Here is an 18,956-nt window from a genome sequence, read left to right on the forward strand (position 1 = left end):
CTGATCGGCAGCCTCGTCGACATCTTCAAGCCACCAGAATGCGCCAACTACTTCAGTTCATGCGGATATGACCCGGATTGATCGAAAACCGCTCTAAGCAGATTGGCAAAGGCGCAGCCGACCCGGCCTGCATCCCACCACACTACATCTGCTTGCAGGCTTTCCATTCCTGGCAGCGTCAGCCAGCAGCGATTGCCGGGGCGCATCGGTTGGAGCGCATTTGCGCAAAACCCGCCGAGCGACAGGTCCACCACCACGGTTTTGAAACTGCGTTCGCCAGACGGACGCAAAGTGGCGGGGATGTTGACCCGCAAGCGTGCCGCACTGCGATCTTCAAGCGCAGCCTGTCCATAGACTTCCGTGTTCCAGTCCGTCGCACTCATGCAGGGCGTCCTTGACCCGTTGACGTCATCTGCCTGCCGGAAACGCTCCGGCAAACCGACGCCAAGAATCGGCCCTGCTTGTTAATTATGCGTTATCAGTCCTGGTTAACGCGGATGCGGTGTGGGCTGGCAAACTGTTCACCAAGAAGCGTTACGATGGCGTCAGCCACTGCTTCGGGCGGCTTCACGCTGTCAGGGTTTTCGCCCGGATAGGCCTTGGCGCGCATCTTTGTGCGTGTGGCGCCGGGATCGACCACGGCCACGCGGATCGATGCAGTGTTGCGCACTTCCTGTGCATAGCAATTGAGCAAGGTGTCAAAGGCAGCTTTCGAAGCGCCATAGGCACCCCAATAGGCGCGCGGGCTGGCGCCTACGCTGCTGGTTACGCCGATCACGCGGGCGTCCTTGCTCTTGCGCAGCATCCCGTCAAACCCCGCGAGCAGGGCCTGCGTGGCGAGCACGTTGAGCGTCAGCGCCTGATTGAATTCACGCGCATCAATCTGCCACACCGGGGTAAGCGTTGGGAAAACCGCGGCGTTGATGACCAGCACGTCAAGCGCGGTCCAGCGGCCGGAAATGGCGGTGGCAAGGCGGGCAATGCCGTCAGGTTCGGCCAGATCGACAGGGGCGATAGTGGCGCTGCCGCCTGCCTCGAAGATCTCTTCCTCGATCTTCTCAAGTTCCTTGGCACTACGCGCAACAAGGATCACGTGCGCGCCTGCTGCGGCCATCGCTTTGGCCGTAGCCGAGCCAATGCCCCGGCTTGCACCGGTAACCAGCGCAATCTGACCGCTCATGCTCATGTCAGGCAACCTTGCCGACCGGGAGCGAAAGCTGGTCCGGGTTGTCGCGTTCACCCACGTCGGTCAGGCGCGTGGGATATTCGCCGGAGAAGCAGGCATCGCAATACTGCGGGCATTTCTTGTTGCGCTCAGTTTCGCCCACGGCACGGTAAAGGCCGTCGATGGAGACGAACGCAAGGCTGTCAGCATGAATGAACTCGGCCATCGCCGCGACGTCCATGCGCGCCGCCAAGAGCTTTGAACGCTCCGGCGTATCCACGCCATAAAAGCAGGAATGCTGGGTCGGCGGGCTGGCGATGCGCATATGGACTTCAGACGCACCAGCATCGCGCATCATCTGCACGATTTTCAGGCTGGTGGTGCCGCGCACGATCGAATCGTCGATCAGCACGATGCGTTTGCCGGCTACCAGCGCGCGGTTGGCGTTGTGCTTGCGCTTTACGTCGGCATTGCGCGCGCCATCCGAAGGCTGGATGAACGTGCGGCCAACATAGTGCGAACGGATAATGCCAAGCTCGAACGGGATACCCGATTGCTGCGCGTATCCGAGTGCTGCGGGAACGCCACTGTCGGGCACCGGGATCACCAGATCGGCATCAGCCGGGCTTTCAATCGCAAGCTGTGCGCCGATTTCCTTGCGCACCTGATAGACGGAATTGCCGCCCATGACGGAATCGGGGCGGCTGAAATAGACGTGCTCGAAGATGCAAGGCCGCGCATCGGGCGTGCCGAAGGGGCGATGGCTGCTAAGCTTGCCATCAAGATCGACCTGAATCAGTTCGCCCGGCTCCACTTCGCGCACGAAGTCTGCGCCAACCACATCGAGCGCCACGGTTTCGCTGGCAAACACAATGGCATCGCCCAGCTTGCCCATCACCAGCGGACGAATGCCGATGGGATCACGGCAGGCAATCATGCCCTGCGGCGTCATGCAGATCAGCGAATAGGCACCTTCGACCAGACGCAGCGCATCGACAAAGCGATCGAGCAGCGTCGGGTAACGGCTCGTCGCAACAAGGTGGATGATAACTTCGGTGTCGGACGTCGACTGGAAGATTGCGCCCTTGCGCACCAGATCACGCTTCAGGAACATCGCGTTGGAGATGTTGCCATTGTGCGCGATCGAAAAGCCGCCGGACGCGAGATCAGCGAAAAGTGGCTGAACGTTGCGCAAGCCCGCGCCGCCTGTGGTCGAGTAACGGACGTGGCCTGAGGCCACCATGCCGGGCAGTTCGGCAATGGCCGATCCGGTCGAAAAGTTCGCAGCAACGTGGCCAATGCCCTTGCGCGAATAGAACTCCTGCCCATCAAAGCTGGTGATGCCGACCGCTTCCTGTCCGCGATGCTGCAACGCGTGGAGTCCGAGCGCTACTGTCGCCGCAGCGTCACGAACACCCAGTACGCCAAAGATACCGCACTCTTCGCGCAGCTTGTCATCATCGCCATCAGCGTGTCCCGGCGCAACATCCCAGGGCGTGGCGTCGAAAAGTTCGTTCTGTGATGTCATGGGTCCCGTGGACTCGCGTGGGCGCATGTGCGCCGGCCAATTGCTGGCGCCCAAATGGCGACGTTTGCCGATAATGGCAAGTGCAAGCTTGCGGCGGGTGGTCCGCAGAAGCGTTGGAGCGCGATGCGCCGCGTTCAACATCCGAAATTTTAACCAAAATCGTTCATTCACGCAGAATGCGCATTGCCCGACTTCTAGCCAGCCCTGCCGGAGTATCGTCGACCTATCTTGCGCTCGCGGCAAGCTCGGTCACATTTGCCAGGTTTACCGGCGGTGTAGCGATGGTGTGGATCGCCAGTGCCATGCTGGCCGGGCGGTTGTTGCACTTGCCGGAACACCGCTGGGGGCCTTGGCTTGTCAGCAGTGCGGTGGCCAGCGCGCTGGCGACAGGGCTTTGGGGCTATGGCTGGGCTGCGGCGCTGCCATTGGCCGTCATAAATATTTCCGAAGCAGCCAGCGCCGCCATAATCTGGAGGCGCATCGCAAAGGCGTTCTGGCCTCACGAAACGCTCGAATGGGTCGCATCGTTCTACATCGGTATCGTCTTGACGGTGCCGCTTCTGTCTGGTGCTGCCGGGGCGTTCACCGCTTGGGTGATCTATGGTCAGCCCGTAGTCGAAAACTTTACGCGATGGATTATCGGGCACTCTCTAGGGTTGCTGGCCTGCCTTCCGGTCTTTCACTTCATCTACAGTCGCCTTGGACGGGGCCGGAGTTTCCTGCCACCGCGCGAAATGTTCCCGCAGACAACCCTTGTGGTTGGTGCTTTCGTCCTGATCACGGTCGCAGTGTTCTCGCTGGATATGCGGCCGCTTCTGGTCTTTCCGCTGATTTATGTCGTCGTTTGCGCGGCAACCCAGCCCAGCGCCATCCTTGCACTGCTACCGGTTCTGCTGATGCTGATAGGTGGATCGATGACGTTTTCGGGCGGTGGCCCGATCGCAGCAATGGACTGGTCCATGGGGGATCGGTTGCAGTTCTTCCAACTCTATGTCGCCGTAACCGTCCTCACGGCGCTGCCCTTGCAATGCGAGCGGGCCAAGCGCGTGCTTGAGATGCGCAAGATGCGTGAACGCATTGCCGAACTGGAAAGTCGGCGCCCTGTGACGTGAAGCATACGGTGAATCTCGGCCCATTGCCGTTTGCGCCGATTGGCCCTACATCCGCAACCGCCAGCGCGGTCTATGCGCGCGACCGGCAAACCGTTTTCAAAGGGCCGCTGCTTGATCCTCTCCCCCTTCGAATGGACCATCGCCAAGCGCTACATGTTGCCGGGTAGGGGAGAGGCGTTCATCGCCCTCGTCGCCGGGATCAGCCTTGTCGCGGTCATGCTCGGCGTTGCCGCGCTTGTCATCGTGATGAGCGTTATGAACGGCTTCCGCGCCGAACTGCTCGATAAGATCGTGGGCCTCAATGGCCACGCGATTATTCAGGCTTATGGTGGAAGACTGGAAAACTGGCAGGACATCCTGAAGAAGGTTGAAGCCACGCCCGGCGTAACCCATTCCTCGCCCCTGATCGAACAGCCGTTGCTCACCAGCTTCAACGGTCGCGTCGAAGCCGTGCTGGTGCGCGGCAATACCGATGGCGATATCAAACGGCTTGAGGACAAGCGCGTCGATGGCGTTATCGCCTCACTGCGGCCCGGATCGGGAAATGTCGCACTCGGCTCGCGCCTTGCCCAGAATCTTGGTGCGCGGGTGGGCGATACCATCACCATCATCAACCCGCAGGGCCGCGCTACCCCGTTCGGCACAGTCCCGCGTGAAATCGGCTATGTCGTCGCGGCAATCTTCGAAGTGGGCGTCTATGACTATGACAACGCCTACGTCGTCATGCCTATATCCGATGCTCAGACGCTGCTGCTTACCGTTGATTCCATCGGTATGATCGAAGTGACGACCACCAACGCTGATACCGTGTCGGAAACGCTTGCCCCCATCACCAAGGAACTTGAAGGCATCGCTGTCGTCACCGATTGGAAGACGATCAACGCCAGCCTGTTCGAAGCGCTGGCGGTAGAGCGTGTGGCCATGTTCATCGTGCTGTCGATCATCGTGCTGGTGGCGGTTTTCAACATCCTGTCGTCGCTGATCATGCTGGTGCGCGCAAAGACGCGTGACATTGCGATCCTGCGCACGATGGGAGCCACGCGCAAAAGCCTGCTCAAGATCTTCGTGACCATTGGCTTCGTGATCGGCGCACTCGGCACATTGTCTGGCCTCGCGCTCGGCTTCGTGTTCCTGTTCTTCCGCCAGCCCATCGTCAACGCGGTGCAGTGGATCACTGGTCAGAACCTGTGGGATCCCTCGATCCGCTTCCTCACCGAACTGCCCAGCCGGTCGGACCCGGTAGAGATCACCACGATCTGCCTGATGGCCCTGCTGTTCTCCTTCCTCGCCACGCTCTACCCGGCACTCAAGGCCGCGAGCACGGACCCCGTTCAGGTGCTGCGTTATGAGTGATCCCGTCGTCCGCCTGAAAGACCTGCGCCGCTCGTTCAGCCAGGGCGGGGTGACCATTGACGTGTTACGCGGCGTCAACCTTGACATTCAGCCTGGTGAGATCGTTGCGCTGCTCGGGCCGTCCGGCTCGGGCAAGTCCACCATGCTGCAAGCCATCGGCCTGCTCGAAGGCGGCTTTTCTGGCCTGATCGAGATTGCCGGGACCAGAGCATCCGAGCTTTCGGGCGACGCCCGCACAACGCTGCGCCGCGATCACCTCGGCTTTGTCTACCAGTTCCACCACCTCTTGCCCGATTTCAACGCTATGGAGAACGTGGTCCTGCCGCAGATGGTGGCCGGCAAAACGCGTGCTGAAGCTGACGCCCGCGCCACCGAACTGCTGACCGCGCTCGGCCTCGCCAAGCGCCTTGATCATCGCCCCAGCCAGCTTTCGGGCGGTGAGCAGCAGCGTGTGGCTGTTGCCCGCGCCTTGGCCAACAGCCCCGAACTGGTGCTGGCAGACGAACCCACCGGCAACCTCGATGAAGCCACCGCGGACCGAGTGCTTGAGGAATTCCTCAAGCTCGTGCGTGGTGAGGGCAGTTCCGCCCTGATCGCCACCCACAACGAACGTCTTGCTCTGCGCATGGACCGCGTGGTGCGCCTGCACGAAGGCGTGCTGGAATAGGGATACAAGGTCTCGTTCGCGCGTTTCATTGCGCAAAGGAGATCGTCCCATGAACACCACGATCCGTGCCGAAGCTGCCGATGCCGCTTCCTTCTGGTCAGACCATGCCACCGTCCTGCGCCGTGAGGCAGCAGACGGCGTGTTCCACGGCTTGGCCACGCTTCATTCCGGCAGCTTTGCTGATATGGTCCGCATGGTCGCCCGTATGCCGGAAGCCGAGCGCGCCACGCTCGTTATCGAAAAGGCAGGCGACCGTCAGTACAGCCCCGCCGAGATCATGGCACTGCACGCCCGCGCCGACATGCCAGCCTGACGCCAAACCACAACAATTGCCGCTTGATCACCCCCGGAGGCCGTGCGAGCCTCCGGGGGTAAGCGCATTGGGGAGAGCCTGACATGACCGAACCCACCACCATCGCCGATTTCAATGCAAAGAAGCCCAATGGAGAGATGGTCGACCTGTCCGAAAAGTTGGGCAAGGTGCTGCTGGTCGTCAACACCGCCTCCAAATGCGGGTTCACCCCGCAATACGATGGCCTTGAAAAGCTGTGGCAGGACTATGGCGACAAGGGCTTCGAAGTCCTAGCTTTTCCCTGCAACCAGTTTGGCGGACAGGAACCCGGCACGGCGGACGAGATCGAGAGCTTCTGCAAGGTCAACTTCGGCCTCAGCTTCCCGCTGATGGCCAAGATCGAAGTCAACGGCGACAATGCCGACCCGCTCTACGACTGGCTCAAGAAAGAGGCGCCGGGCCTGCTCGGCACCAAGGCCATCAAGTGGAACTTCACCAAGTTCCTGATCGGCCGCGATGGCAAGGTGGTAAGCCGATACGCGCCGACCGACAAGCCGGAGAGCATTGCGAAAGACATTGAAAAGCTGCTCTGATTTTAGCTTTCCTGCTCCCCCGCGAAGGCGGGGGCCTCAGTCGATATACGGCGGGGTTGCGTATCAACACCAAGGTCCCCGCCTTCGCGGGGACGCAAGTCGCCCTGAATACAACTGGGGATGAGTAACCGCTCCCCCTCCTGAATCGGCGCAGCAGTTGCTACATTGCGTTTATGCCCCACGCCCAGTTCGTCCCGCTCCGCATCTTCTCGTCCTACACGATGCTCGATGGCGCGATCGATCCCAAGGCCATTGCCAAAACCGCAGCCGAACGCGGCTTCCCTGCCGCCGCCATTACCGACCGCAACGGCCTTTACGGAAGCGTCGCCTATGCCAAGGCGTGCAAGGATATGGGCGTGCAGCCGGTCATCGGCACGATGCTCGCCGTCGCCCGCCCGGATCGCGATGGCGCAGCCACCGGCTTCGGCCCCGCCGCCCCGACGATTGACTGGCTGGCGCTCTATGCGCAGGATTCCAAGGGCTACGACAACCTCTGCCACCTCGTCAGCCGCGCGCACCTTGATCGCCCGCTGGAGTTCGAAGCGCATGTCGTGCTGGCAGATCTTGTCGGCCACACCGATGGCCTGATCTGCCTCACCGCCGCCGGAGAAGGCGCACTGGTGCAATTGCTCGCCGGAAGCCAGCAGGCCGCCGCCGAGGGCTATCTCGACCGGTTGCAGGAATTGTTCCCCCAGCGCCTCTACATCGAAATTGCCCGCCGCAACGATGCGCAGGAAGAAGCCGCCGAAGAAGCACTGATCGATCTGGCCTATGCGCGCGATCTGCCGCTGGTCGCCACCAATCCGGCGCGTTTTGCTGAACGCAGTTTCTACGATGCGCACGATGCCATGCTTTGCATCGCCAGTTCCACCCACGTCGACAGCACAGACCGCCCGCGTTCCAGCAAGGAATGGTGGATCAAGCCTGCCGAGGTGATGGAGGAACTGTTCAAGGATCTCCCCGAAGCCATCGCCAACACGCTCGTCGTGGCGCAGCGCTGCGCGGTCATGCCGCCAAAGCGCAAGCCGATCCTGCCCAGCCTTGCCGGCGATCAGGAAGGCGAGGCGCAGATGTGTGCCGAGGACAGCCGCAAGGGCCTCGTCCTGCGGCTCCTTCCCTACTACCCCGAAGCCGCCCATGGCGAGTTGGAACGCCTGCTGTGTCTTGGTCCCGACGCGCAGCCAGATGCCGCAGACTACCCGCAACTCAACGTCGCGGGCGTCTGGGAAGAAGTCATCGGATACCGTGACCGGCTTGAATTCGAAGTCGGCATCATCAACCGTATGGGCTTTGGCGGGTACTTCCTGATCGTGGCCGATTTCATCAAGTGGGCCAAGGAGCAAGGCATTCCGGTGGGGCCGGGGCGCGGTTCGGGCGCAGGCTCGCTCGTCGCATGGGCGCTGACCATTACCGATCTTGATCCGATCAAGCTTGGCCTGCTGTTCGAACGCTTCCTCAATCCAGAACGCGTTTCCATGCCAGACTTCGATATCGACTTCTGCGAAACGCGGCGCGGCGAAGTTATCCGCTATGTCCAGCGCAAGTACGGCCTCGATCACGTCGCCCAGATCATCACTTTCGGCAAGCTGAAGGCCCGCGCCGTGCTGCGCGACACCGGCCGCATCCTGCAAATGAGCTACGGCCAGACTGACCGTCTGTGCAAGATGGTGCCCAACCACCCTACCGACCCGTGGCCGCTCCCCCGCGCGCTTAATGGCGTGCTGGAACTGAAGCGTGAGTACGACCGCGACCCTGAGGTCAAACGCCTGATCGACCTTGCGATGCAGCTTGAAGGCCTGCCGCGCAACAGTTCCACCCACGCAGCGGGTGTGGTGATCGGGGACCGTCCGCTGGCCCAACTCGTGCCGCTTTACCGCGATCCGCGCTCGGACATGCCGGTCACGCAGTTCGACATGAAGCATGTCGAGGATGCAGGCCTCGTCAAGTTCGACTTCCTCGGCCTTAAGACGTTGTCGGTGCTGCGCAAGGCGGTGGACCTGATGGGCAAGCGCGGCATCGAGATCGATCTGTCCGCGCTCGCCTGGGATGACGAACAGACCTACAAGCTGCTGCAATCGGGCGATACAGTCGGTGTGTTTCAGCTGGAATCCGAAGGGATGCGCCGCACGCTGGCGGCGGTGAAGCCGACCAACTTTGGCGACATCATCGCGCTCGTCTCGCTCTACCGCCCCGGCCCAATGGACAACATCCCGCTGTTCGGTCGCCGCAAGAACGGGCTGGAAAGCATTGAATATCCGCATGAAAAGCTGGCGGGCATCCTGTCGGAAACTTACGGGATCTTCGTCTATCAGGAACAGGTCATGCAGGCCGCGCAGATCCTCGCCGGATATTCGCTCGGCGATGCCGACCTTCTGCGCCGCGCAATGGGCAAAAAGGATCAGAAGGAAATGGACGCGCAGCGCCAACGGTTCGCCGATGGCTGCAAGACCGTGTCCGGCATTGAAAAGGGCAAGGCCAACGAACTGTTCGATTTGATCGACAAGTTCGCGGGCTATGGCTTCAACAAATCCCACGCCGCCGCCTACGCGTTGCTCGCCTATCAGACGGCGTGGCTGAAAACGCACTACCCGCACGAATTTTACGCCGCTTCGATGTGCTTCGACATGCACCAGTCGGAAAAGCTCTCGATCTTCGTCGATGATATGCGCCGCAATGGCGTGGCGCTGGCCGGGCCGGACATCAACCATTCCGAAGCTGAATACACAGTCGAGAAGACCAGCGAAGGTTTTGCCGTTCGCTATGCGTTGGCAGGCCTGCGCAACGTCGGCGAAAAGGCGATGGAGCAGATCGTGGCCGAGCGGGAGGCCAATGGGCAGTTCGCTTCGCTCGACGATCTGTTCAAACGCATTCCCGCCGGATCAATGAACCGCCGCCAGTTGGAGGCTTTGGCCGCAGGCGGAGCGCTCGATGGGCTGGAACCGAACCGCGCGCAGGTGATCGCCAATGGCGAACTGCTGATGGCCGTGGCCGATGAAGCTGCCCGTTCGCGCACATCGGGGCAGGGCGGGTTGTTCGGCGGAGACGATCACGCCGCGCCAGCAACCCGTCTGGCGGAAGCCAAGCCTTGGAGCCGGGCGGACCAGATGGCGGCAGAGCGCGAGAACTTCGGCTTCTATTTCGCAGCTCATCCGGTGGAGGAATACCGCGCCGTCGCCTCGGCCAATGGCGCGCGCTCCTATGGCAGTCTCATGACCAGCAGCGGAGAGCCGGGTGGCCGCTCTGCAGCGGTCATGGCCGCGCTGGTGGAAAACGTGCAGAAGCGCAAGACGAAGAAGGGCAAGGACTTCGTCATGGCCGACTTCTCCGACAATTCCGGCCTGTTTTCCGCCTCCTGCTTTGAAGAGTCGCTGGTCGAACCCTTCCAGCAATGGGCCAAAGACGGCACGTGCGTGCTGCTCAATGTCGAGTTGGACCGGCCCAATCCCGACGAACCGCCTCGCGTCACCGTGCGCGGTGCAAGGCCTTTGGCCTCGGTCAGCAGCGCTTCGCAGATGCAGCTGAAGCTTGAAGTCAGTTCTCCGCAGGCCATCGCCGAACTGGCTTTGCTCCTGCCGCGCGGGGAAGGCGCGAAGGGCGAAGTCTTTGCGCGGCTGCGCACCGGCGGGCCGAAAGAGCCGCTCGTTCGGCTTGGCAATGATTTTAAACTGGACAGTGACTTAATCGAACGATTGATTCCGATAGAAGGGCTTGCCAATGTAGCGCTGACCGCAAGACCGGAAAGGCATCTGCGGCTCGTCGAATAGACGCCTATCGGGAGAGAGAATATGCAGCAGCCCCAAGAATCGCTGGGTGCAATGCAGGATTGGAAGCTGCGTGTTACCCACCTGATCGATCACGCCGCGCGCGAACATGCGGAGCGCGAGATCGTCAGCCGTTGGGCCGATGGCAGCGAAACCCGCACCAACTGGGCTGGCATCCGTCACGATGCCCTGCGTATGACGCAGGCCTTGCGCAAGCTGGGCGTGCAACCCGGAGATCGCATTGCCACGCTGGCGATGAACCACCACCGTCACCTCGTTTCATGGTACGGCGCAGTCGGCGCGGGCGGGATTCTCCACACGCTTAACCCGCGCCTGTTTGACGATCAACTGGAATACATCGTCAATCACGCCGAAGACCGCGTGATGCTGTTTGACAAGGTCTGGGCGCCGATTGTCGAACGCATGAAGCCGCGCTGGCCGACGGTCGAGCACTACATCTGCTATGACAGTAGCGAGCCTGCGGTGCATTTTGAGGAATGGATCGGCGCTGAGGACGGCCAGGCCGAATGGCACGACGGCGATGAACGTGACGCCTGTATGCTTTGCTACACCAGCGGAACCACCGGCAATCCCAAGGGTGTGCTCTACGAACACCGCTCGACCATGCTCCACGCAATGGCGGCAATCAGCCCGCCGGTGTTCGGGATGGATTCGCGCACCGTCATGCTGCCTATCGTGCCGATGTTCCACGCGGCCAGCTGGGGCTTGCCGTGGGCGGGCGCGGCGGCAGGGGCGAAGTTCGTCTATTCGGCGGTGAACGATGGTGCGGTGCTGTGCGATCTGATGAACCGCGAGAAGGTCACCTGTTCGGCTGGTGTGCCCACCGTGTGGCTGGCGCTGTTGCAGCATGTCGATACGCACAACAACGGCGAGATTCCGCCATCTCTTCAGACGATTGTCACCGGTGGTTCAGCCATGCCGCGTGCGATGATCGAACGATTTATGCGCGCCGGTCGCCGTGTCGCGCACGCATGGGGCATGACTGAAACGTCGCCTATCGGCACGACCGGCGCGGAAACGTGGAACTGGGACGAGCTGTCTTTTGACGAACAGGTCAGTGTCAAGGCCATGCAGGGCCGTCCGCCCTTCGGCGTGGAAATTCGCTGCGTCGATCTGGATGATCCCGAAAAAGTCCTGCCGCGTGATGGGGTTACGTCCGGCGCGTTGCAAGTGCGCGGACCATGGGTGGTCAAACGCTACTTCAAGGCAGAAGCCGATGCTGTGGTGGCGGGGCAGTGGTTCGATACTGGCGACGTTGGCCTGATTCACCCCGATGGCACTCTCCAACTGACCGACCGGACCAAGGATGTGATCAAGTCCGGCGGAGAATGGATCAGTTCGGTCGAACTGGAAAACGCGGCCGTCGGGCACCCGGCCGTGGCGGAGGCGGCGGCGATCGGGGTGCATCATCCCAAGTGGGATGAGCGGCCCCTGCTGGTGGTGGTGACCAAGCCGGGGATGGACGTTTCGCAGGATGACATCCGTGCGTTCCTGACGCAGCATGTGGCAAAATGGTGGGTGCCCGATGCGGTGGCATTCGTTGACCAAATTCCACACACAGGCACCGGAAAAATAAGCAAAAAAGACCTGCGCGAACAGTTCCGGGAATACAGCTGGAGCGAGGTTGCCTGAAGTGCACCAAAATGCACCAAAGCGACACCAAACCGACGGTGGAGAGGCCATGACTGAGACATATATCGACCCGAGCCGCGAGAACTTCGAAGTCTTCAAATCACTTCCGCGCGACCGGCCGATCCACATGCTGAACCTCATCAAGTTCCGCGATCTGGCGGCCTATCCCGAAGACCATCCCAACCACGGCAAGGGGCTGAGCGGGGCCGAAGCATACGCGATCTATCGCAAGGCATTTCAAGCGCTTGTGAAGAATTCAGGCGCCGCGATGGTATGGGAAGCGCCGATGGAATGCGTTGTCACCGGCCCGCCGGGCGAATGGGACGAGGCCTTCGTTATGGGGTATCCCGATGCCAAGTCGTTCTTTGCAATGGTAAAAGATGAAAACTACGCACGCGAAGCCCTGCCGCACCGCACGGCGGCGGTGCTGGACAGTCGGCTGATCCGTTTCATGGGTTAGCCCGGCAGCCTGATAAGCTGTCTGGTGGAAGTGATCGGCAGGTGTACCTGATAGTAGTACTTGCCGCTTGGCTTGCCGTCGGTCAGAAAATTGACGCGCACCTGCTTTGCCACGCCGCGTACAATGACTCGGCGATCTCCAAAATACTTGCGCAATGTCTCCTGATCGTCGCCCCCAGCCATGATTTTCGCGACCGATAGCGGCATGACGACTGTCAGGCAGTTTCGATCACGGTAGTCGAGTTCGGAATTGAGAAATAGACGATCCTTCTCAAATCCAACCGCTTTGACCGGCATGGCGAATTCTCCGGCCACGCCAGCGCGCTCACCGAGGTAGGATGCGTAAGTGACCGCCTCGACAGGGTTCAGGCAACCTTGCTGGCAGGGCTTGGGATTTTCGCGCACCGGTTGTGCGGGAGGTGTCGGAACCCGATCCGGGAGGGCTACGGCAGGCACAGCAGCCAGCGCTAGCGTGCCTGTAACGAGGAACTTCAACCACATAGATCACCTCCGACCTCAGCATCATAACAGCCGCATTTGACCATCCAAGGCTGGTGCGACGAACTGCGTACAATCGAGATCGACGTGGGCTTTTCCGATGCCGCTTTTGCGGCAGGCGATGCGAAAGCGGGTGCGGGTGAGATCGGCCCAAGTGCCTTGTGGCTTCATGCGGGTGAAAAACTGCGCGTCGTTGTCCTTCCCGTCGCGCACCTGCTGGACGATGGACATGACCTTTCCCGCGCGGTCGGGGAAATGCGTTTCCAACCATTCGCGGAATAGCGGGGCGACTTCGTGCGGCAGGCGCAGCATGATCCAGCTGGCGGAGCGGACGCCGCGCTGGGCGGCGGCGTCGAGGATGGCTTCGATGAAGTGATCGGTTATCGCGGGGATGATCGGGGCAACCGACACGTGGGCAGGGACGCCTGCGCTTACCAGTTTTTCCAGCGCGTCCAGTCGTTTGGCGGGCGATGATGCGCGCGGTTCGAGCAGGCCGGACAGGCGCGGATCGAGGCTGGTGACCGATATCCCAACAGCCGTCAGCCGGTGTCTGGCGAGTTCGGTCAGCAGGTCCAGATCGTCCAGAACGCGCGCGGATTTGGTGGTGATGGTGACGGGATGGCGCAGTTCGAGGCAGAGTTCCAGAACTTGCCGCGTGATCCGGTAGCGCCCCTCTATCGGTTGGTAGGGATCGGTGTTGGTGCCCATCGCGATGGGGGCGGGGGTGTAGCTCTTCTTTGCCAGCGTCTCGCGCAAGAGCCTTGCTGCGTCAGGCTTTGCGAACAGCTTCGTTTCGAAATCGAGGCCGGGCGACAGATCGTGGAAGGCGTGGCTGGGGCGGGCGTAGCAGTAGACGCAGCCGTGCTCGCAGCCCACCAACGGATTTATCGACCGGTCAAATCCGATGTCTGGGCTTGAATTATAAGAGATAATTGTTTTTGGATGCAGCAATTGGACGGTTGTTTTTGTTTTCGTTCGAGGGCCATCGATAGCTTCTTCGATATCTAGCCAGTCGGTATCTAGCTCACGGATTGGAAGATTAAATCGACTGCTGGTCTCGTTGTGCGTCGCGCCACGGCCTTTTTTAGGTTGCTTCATATTGGAACATATAAAGAACATAGGTTTACATGGGAAGGGCCTACGTGCGTTCGGCAAACGGATTGCTGACGCCTGAGCACATGTTCCAATTTGAGACATGGGCTATCACAATTTTGCTTGTGTAGAAGTCCGGTTTCTGGAACACTCGCCAAACCAACGAGCCGAAGCGGTATTACCGCGTCACCTTGCTCGTCGGCAGATCGACCCCGCGAATACGCGCCTCATTTCACAGTTGAAATGTGTCTGGCTCGTATCGCGTCCCAAAGCTTGGGTCGGGCTGTTGACGGATAGGTGAAATATGGTTGGTTTTCAGAATAATTCGAACATTCACGGTGCTGCGCTGGCTACAACCAGTGCGCTTGCCATCGTGGTCGCAACGGGACCGGAAGTGCCGGTTTCGCTGACTGATACGGATCAGGCGGAATTGCTCCATCTGCAGGGCCGCGTTCGCGGTGTCGAAGCGCGCGAAACCCGCGCAGTGAAAGGGCGCGCGCTACTGTTGCGCGGACAATATCGGTTCATCCGCAAGCATGGCGCGATCTCGCTGACCCATTATGCCAAGGGCATCGGCTTCGACTACGAGGCTACGAGCCTCGTCTATCATGTCTCGGCGCAACTCGTGCTCAACAAGAATGTCAGTTCGGCACCGGAGGCTGATAAGGAAGCTGTGCGGAACGAGGCATCGCAGCTTGCCCGCGCCATCGCGGCGATGGAGCAACTGCACAACGCGCATAACGGCTTGACCGATGATGCATTCGTGACGTGGTATGAGAGCATGGGCCATATCAGTGGTCTCGCTCAAAAATATCTTGAAACGAAGCGGGTCGAGAAGAAAGCGGCGGCGAAGCCCAGCCTCGGGGAAGCCGACGCGACGGCTGAGAAGACACCGGCCGAGCAAGTGGACGAGATGTTCGACACGCTCGGCACCGTCGAAATCGACGCTTTAGCGGGCATCTCTTCGGGGCAAGAAGGTCTGTTCGCATACCGGAACGAGGGCGGGAGGCTTCGTTTGATCCCGCTGACGGCCAACAAGGCCACCATCATCGGCCTTGCAGGTTTTGCGCCGTGTCCGTTGGCGGGAATGCCTGCCGATCTCCGGTTCTATCGGGAGTTGCTCATGACCGGTGCGGCGTTCGTGCCGGATGAATTGAGCGATATTCCCATCGATGACGTGCCAGAAGGTGATGTTGCCAACGACAGCTACGACATGCTTCCAGCCTATGCGATGTATCTGGTTGAGCGTGACCGTTTCAGCATCGCTCACTCACGTCGCGATGACGGCTTGATCCTTGAGGTCGTGCCGTCCATCGATCCCGGTTACTCATTGAAGGGCGAGTGCTTCATCGACAACCTGACGCGCCGACGCCTTGCAGAAAGGCTGCTCGGCGAGGCGAATGCGGCGCAGTTCGGTCTAGCACCAGTGGACGGATTTGCCGCACCACTTACGATAGCTGGTCAGACCAAGAAGCTGACATTCACGGGCAAGGCTGACGGCAAGGCGGTGAACCTTATCATCAAGCCGCGTCGCATGGGCGCGATCTGGACCTATCGGGTGGCCCCAGCATTCTTGCCGGTCGCATCCGCAATGATGTCACCCGAGACGGTGACGGGGTTCGACGATGCCTTTATGAAAGTGCTGCTCAAGAAGCAGAAGGATCGCCCCGTTGCGGTCACGATAGGGCGGGGCAAGATTGGCTTCGCCAACGACAAGGCCGCTGCCGCACCGTTCGATGCGGAGGTACAGGGCAGCGCAACGGTTCAAGTCATGCTCCATGATCTGCGCCGGGCGATGGTTGGCTTGCTTGGCCTCTCGCGGCAGGGCGGACTGACGTGGTGTGCCGACCCGAACGGTCTGCTTCTGATTGAGGCGGCGACCGACGTGGCGACCTATCGGGCGTTCATTCAGACGCTCGAACCGAACCGCGACCAGCCGACACGATCGCGCACTTTGCGGGAACGGGTCGAAAGTCTGCCGCAACCCTCAGCGCCTGCCGCCGTCGCAGAAGCCGCATGATGTGAATATCACGCCCATGTGATTTATCACATGGGCGTGATCCCTTGAGGATTACCCATATGAACCGCGACTATTCTTCGCGTGGCAAGAACCGCGCCCGCTACCTTTTTGCCGGTCAGCCATCGAGCCACCAGATGCCGTATCGCCCCTCTACTGAGCTTCGACCGGGCGGGCTACCTGCTTGCTTGAAGGGTCCGGCTGATTTGGATTTCATGGATGCGGCGAACCCGTTTTTCTCAACTGATCGCGCACTCCACTCGTCAGGTCACTATATTGGTCGAAACGCGCCTCTGCCGTTCGGCACCTTCACCAAGCGTCCCGGCAACACGATCCTGTTCGATAGTGGCGGGCTCCAGTTTGGCCGCAACCCGGCACAGTGGTGTGACGATGGTTCCCGTGCATGGGCGCTGGGCTTTCTTGAAGCTCATGCGGACGAAGCTATCACGCTTGATGTGCCAACTCGCGTCATCACGCCGGGGCAACTGCCCTTCGATAGCTTTAACGCGGCACTCATGGCCACGCTGGATAACAATAGCTTTTTCGCGCGCCATCGTTCAGCGGACATCCGTTTCCTTTCCGTCTTGCAGGGTGAAACGAGCGCAGACGCTCAGGCGTGGTATGATGCCGTCAAGGCGCAGCCGTTCGAGGGTTGGGCATTCGGTGGTTCGCGCCGCACCGACTATATCCATATCGCAGGAATAATGGTGCGGCTGATTTCGGACGGACTGCTGACGCCAGAACGCAACCGGCTTCATTTCCTCGGCGTCAGTTCGTTGACCCATGCGGTCATGCTTAGCGCATTACAGATGGCGTTACGGGAGCATCTAGGGGATGACGATTTGCTCATCACGTTCGATACCAGCACGCCATCGACGCTCGCCACAATGGGACTGGTCTTCGGCTATCCGAATATCTCGCCTACATCGTTCGCCATGTCGGTACTGAAACCGCCCAGCGGGCATATTCATCACGGCTGGGAAACGCCGTTCCCGGTGACGAGCAGCCGAATTGCCGAGCGCTTGCTGGTCAGCGACCTCTGCGTTCCGGCGGCAACTCGGCAGTCAGGCTGGGATATGCTGGGGCATGAAATCGCCATCAATCACAATCACGAGAGCCTGCTTCGCGGCATTGACGATGCGAACTCGGTGATGGAGATGCCAAGCGCATGGTCGAGCAAGCTTGCCCCAGACTATATCATCAAGGCGTATCGGGCATTGCGGACAATGTTCGACCATGCCGATCCCATCGCGCATGTTCGGCGGCAACGCACCAGCTTCGCCAAGATTGGCGGTGCCAAAGAGGGCGAATAGGCAAAGTGGCATTCATGTCTGCATAAGGCGATACACGCTGGCGCGCCCGATGCCCATTTCACGCGCAATGGCGGCGGGGTTCATACCCGCCGCCATAAGTGTTTCGATCCGAGCGGTGTCGATACTGGGCTTGCGGCCACGATAGACGCCGTTCGCCTTAGCACGGTCGATACCGTCGCGCTGGCGCTCCTTTCGGATGTCAGCCTCGAACTCCGCGACTGCACCCAGAATAGAAAGGGTGAGCTTGCCGGTGCTGGTGGTCGTGTCGATGCCGGATTGCTGGAGCACGCGCAGGCCGCAGCCCTTCGCCGCAAGCCGGATCACAATATGGTGAAGGTCGATTACCGAACGCGCCAGCCGGTCGAGCCGCGTCACGGCCAGAACATCACCCTCGCGCACGAAATCGATCGCATCGGCCAGCGCATCCCGGCCATCGGTCGTGCGACCGCTGCGCTTTTCGGAAAATACCTTGTCGCAGCCAGCAGCGGCGAGTTGGTCATGCTGGACTTCAAGGTTTTGGCCGCTGGAACTTACGCGCGCATATCCGACAATCATCCGTGCCTCCTGTCTCGGTTGAGTTTAGACCAACGACACGATGTGTCTTGAATGCCCTGCGTCAACCGAAAGGAGACGTCTTTTGCGTCTCGGGCGCATGTCTTGGGCGGGTAAACCTAAAATCACACAGTTCGTATTGAGATTTTGATCAATATGTTCGATAGAATTTGGGTCGATGCGCCGATTTTCTGAAGAAATTGGCTTAGACCGGAAACCACGGCTCGTCATCTTGTGTGACCGGGCATCGACGATACCTTGTCGATCCGCCCTCATCCCAATATGCAAAGATGTCGTCGTCCGAAATCAGTCGGATAGTGCTCTTGGTCGTTTCGCCATTCATCAAGATGGTGAGTTTCTCACCGTTAATGTTCCAAGCACCTGCCCCGAACTCTTCAACCACCTTTCCGTCAGAGCGGAACGTAGTTGGTGCGCCACTAGCGCAATATTCCCCCTCGGGGGCCCACACGCCTATCAGGCTAAAACTGGATGACTGTGGGTGTGCAGAGCGGGGCATCGCAGCTAACTGCGAATATTGATCAATTTTTTTTGAAGGGGGTGCTACAGTTTTAAGCTGGGCGATGGGTTCTCTAGTGCTCTCTTCGGGTTTGATATTCATCGCCTGCATCCCCTGCATGAGGGTGAACAGCACGCCCTCCAATCCTTTAACACCTAAGTCTTGGTCATTGACGAGGACTCGGTCCACGCGAAGAGTATCAGGCCCGCAGTTGGGAAGACCGCCATTGCCGGTCATTTTTCGGATAACGTAAACGCCCTCTTCTCTCACCCTTTTTGCCTTATCTCGGTCGTGTCCCACTGGGTGGTGTAAGAAGGTTTCCCTGACAGGGTAGCCACCGTCGATCTTCTGTTAGGGTTCGGATGCGAACTCGAACCTGGAGAA

Annotated in this window: 17 protein-coding genes; 10 read left to right on the forward strand and 7 right to left on the reverse strand. The window is 60.1% G+C overall.

Going from position 1 to position 18,956, the window contains the following annotated elements; genetic code table 11:
• Positions 1-47: 47 nt before the first annotated feature.
• From B7X90_RS12050 to purF, 3 genes are all read right to left on the reverse strand, one after another.
• Positions 48-383 carry a PilZ domain-containing protein gene (locus tag B7X90_RS12050; protein WP_292624769.1) on the reverse strand — a complete coding sequence of 112 codons (336 nt, stop codon included), beginning with the start codon at positions 381-383 and terminating at the stop codon, positions 48-50.
• Positions 384-478: 95 nt separating this feature from the next.
• On the reverse strand, positions 479-1,186 hold the full coding sequence (locus tag B7X90_RS12055; protein WP_292624771.1) for an SDR family NAD(P)-dependent oxidoreductase: 708 nt from the start codon (positions 1,184-1,186) through the stop codon (positions 479-481).
• 1 nt (position 1,187) lies between these two features.
• Positions 1,188-2,693 (reverse strand): amidophosphoribosyltransferase, encoded by a 1,506-nt coding sequence (gene purF, locus B7X90_RS12060; RefSeq protein ID WP_292624773.1) that lies wholly within the window; start codon positions 2,691-2,693, stop codon positions 1,188-1,190.
• 176 nt (positions 2,694-2,869) lie between these two features.
• Here purF and B7X90_RS12065 point away from each other — a divergent pair, with 176 nt between their 5' ends.
• From B7X90_RS12065 to B7X90_RS12100, 8 genes are all read left to right on the forward strand, one after another.
• Entirely contained in the window at positions 2,870-3,805 is a 936-nt protein-coding gene (locus B7X90_RS12065) for an MASE1 domain-containing protein (RefSeq protein ID WP_292624775.1), read from the forward strand.
• 111 nt (positions 3,806-3,916) lie between these two features.
• On the forward strand, positions 3,917-5,158 hold the full coding sequence (locus tag B7X90_RS12070; RefSeq protein ID WP_292624776.1) for a lipoprotein-releasing ABC transporter permease subunit: 1,242 nt from the start codon (positions 3,917-3,919) through the stop codon (positions 5,156-5,158).
• Positions 5,151-5,825 carry an ABC transporter ATP-binding protein gene (locus B7X90_RS12075; RefSeq protein ID WP_292624777.1) on the forward strand — a complete coding sequence of 225 codons (675 nt, stop codon included), beginning with the start codon at positions 5,151-5,153 and terminating at the stop codon, positions 5,823-5,825. Before B7X90_RS12070 ends, B7X90_RS12075 begins: the two co-directional genes overlap by 8 nt.
• A gap of 49 nt (positions 5,826-5,874) precedes the next feature.
• On the forward strand, positions 5,875-6,138 hold the full coding sequence (locus tag B7X90_RS12080) for a hypothetical protein (protein ID WP_292624778.1): 264 nt from the start codon (positions 5,875-5,877) through the stop codon (positions 6,136-6,138).
• Between the two features lie 83 nt (positions 6,139-6,221).
• The gene (locus B7X90_RS12085) at positions 6,222-6,710 is read left to right on the forward strand and encodes a glutathione peroxidase (protein WP_292624779.1); all 489 of its coding nucleotides are present in this window, start codon (positions 6,222-6,224) and stop codon (positions 6,708-6,710) included.
• Positions 6,711-6,883: 173 nt separating this feature from the next.
• A complete protein-coding gene (gene dnaE, locus B7X90_RS12090; RefSeq protein WP_292624781.1) occupies positions 6,884-10,474 on the forward strand; it encodes a DNA polymerase III subunit alpha in 3,591 nt (1,196 codons plus the stop codon).
• A 21-nt stretch (positions 10,475-10,495) separates the two neighbouring features.
• On the forward strand, positions 10,496-12,124 hold the full coding sequence (locus B7X90_RS12095) for a long-chain fatty acid--CoA ligase (RefSeq protein ID WP_292624783.1): 1,629 nt from the start codon (positions 10,496-10,498) through the stop codon (positions 12,122-12,124).
• Between the two features lie 49 nt (positions 12,125-12,173).
• A complete protein-coding gene (locus B7X90_RS12100) occupies positions 12,174-12,584 on the forward strand; it encodes a DUF1330 domain-containing protein (protein WP_292624784.1) in 411 nt (136 codons plus the stop codon).
• On the opposite strand, the gene B7X90_RS12105 is transcribed toward B7X90_RS12100, so the two are convergent.
• Positions 12,581-13,084, reverse strand: coding sequence for a hypothetical protein (locus B7X90_RS12105; RefSeq protein ID WP_292624785.1), 504 nt, complete (start codon positions 13,082-13,084; stop codon positions 12,581-12,583). The genes B7X90_RS12100 and B7X90_RS12105 overlap by 4 nt on opposite strands.
• A gap of 21 nt (positions 13,085-13,105) precedes the next feature.
• Positions 13,106-14,179 (reverse strand): PA0069 family radical SAM protein, encoded by a 1,074-nt coding sequence (locus tag B7X90_RS12110; protein WP_292624795.1) that lies wholly within the window; start codon positions 14,177-14,179, stop codon positions 13,106-13,108.
• A gap of 298 nt (positions 14,180-14,477) precedes the next feature.
• On the opposite strand from B7X90_RS12110, the gene B7X90_RS12115 reads away from it, so the two are divergent.
• Complete coding sequence (locus B7X90_RS12115) at positions 14,478-16,193, forward strand: hypothetical protein (protein WP_292624787.1); 1,716 nt, start codon at positions 14,478-14,480, stop codon at positions 16,191-16,193.
• Positions 16,194-16,252: 59 nt separating this feature from the next.
• Entirely contained in the window at positions 16,253-17,503 is a 1,251-nt protein-coding gene (locus B7X90_RS12120; RefSeq protein ID WP_292624789.1) for a hypothetical protein, read from the forward strand.
• A 12-nt stretch (positions 17,504-17,515) separates the two neighbouring features.
• Here B7X90_RS12120 and B7X90_RS12125 read toward each other — a convergent pair whose 3' ends face one another.
• Entirely contained in the window at positions 17,516-18,058 is a 543-nt protein-coding gene (locus B7X90_RS12125; protein WP_292624790.1) for a recombinase family protein, read from the reverse strand.
• Positions 18,059-18,260: 202 nt separating this feature from the next.
• Positions 18,261-18,842 carry a hypothetical protein gene (locus B7X90_RS12130; RefSeq protein ID WP_292624792.1) on the reverse strand — a complete coding sequence of 194 codons (582 nt, stop codon included), beginning with the start codon at positions 18,840-18,842 and terminating at the stop codon, positions 18,261-18,263.
• Positions 18,843-18,956: the final 114 nt, after the last annotated feature.

Source organism: Novosphingobium sp. 17-62-19 (assembly GCF_002256775.1).
GTDB lineage: Bacteria > Pseudomonadota > Alphaproteobacteria > Sphingomonadales > Sphingomonadaceae > Novosphingobium.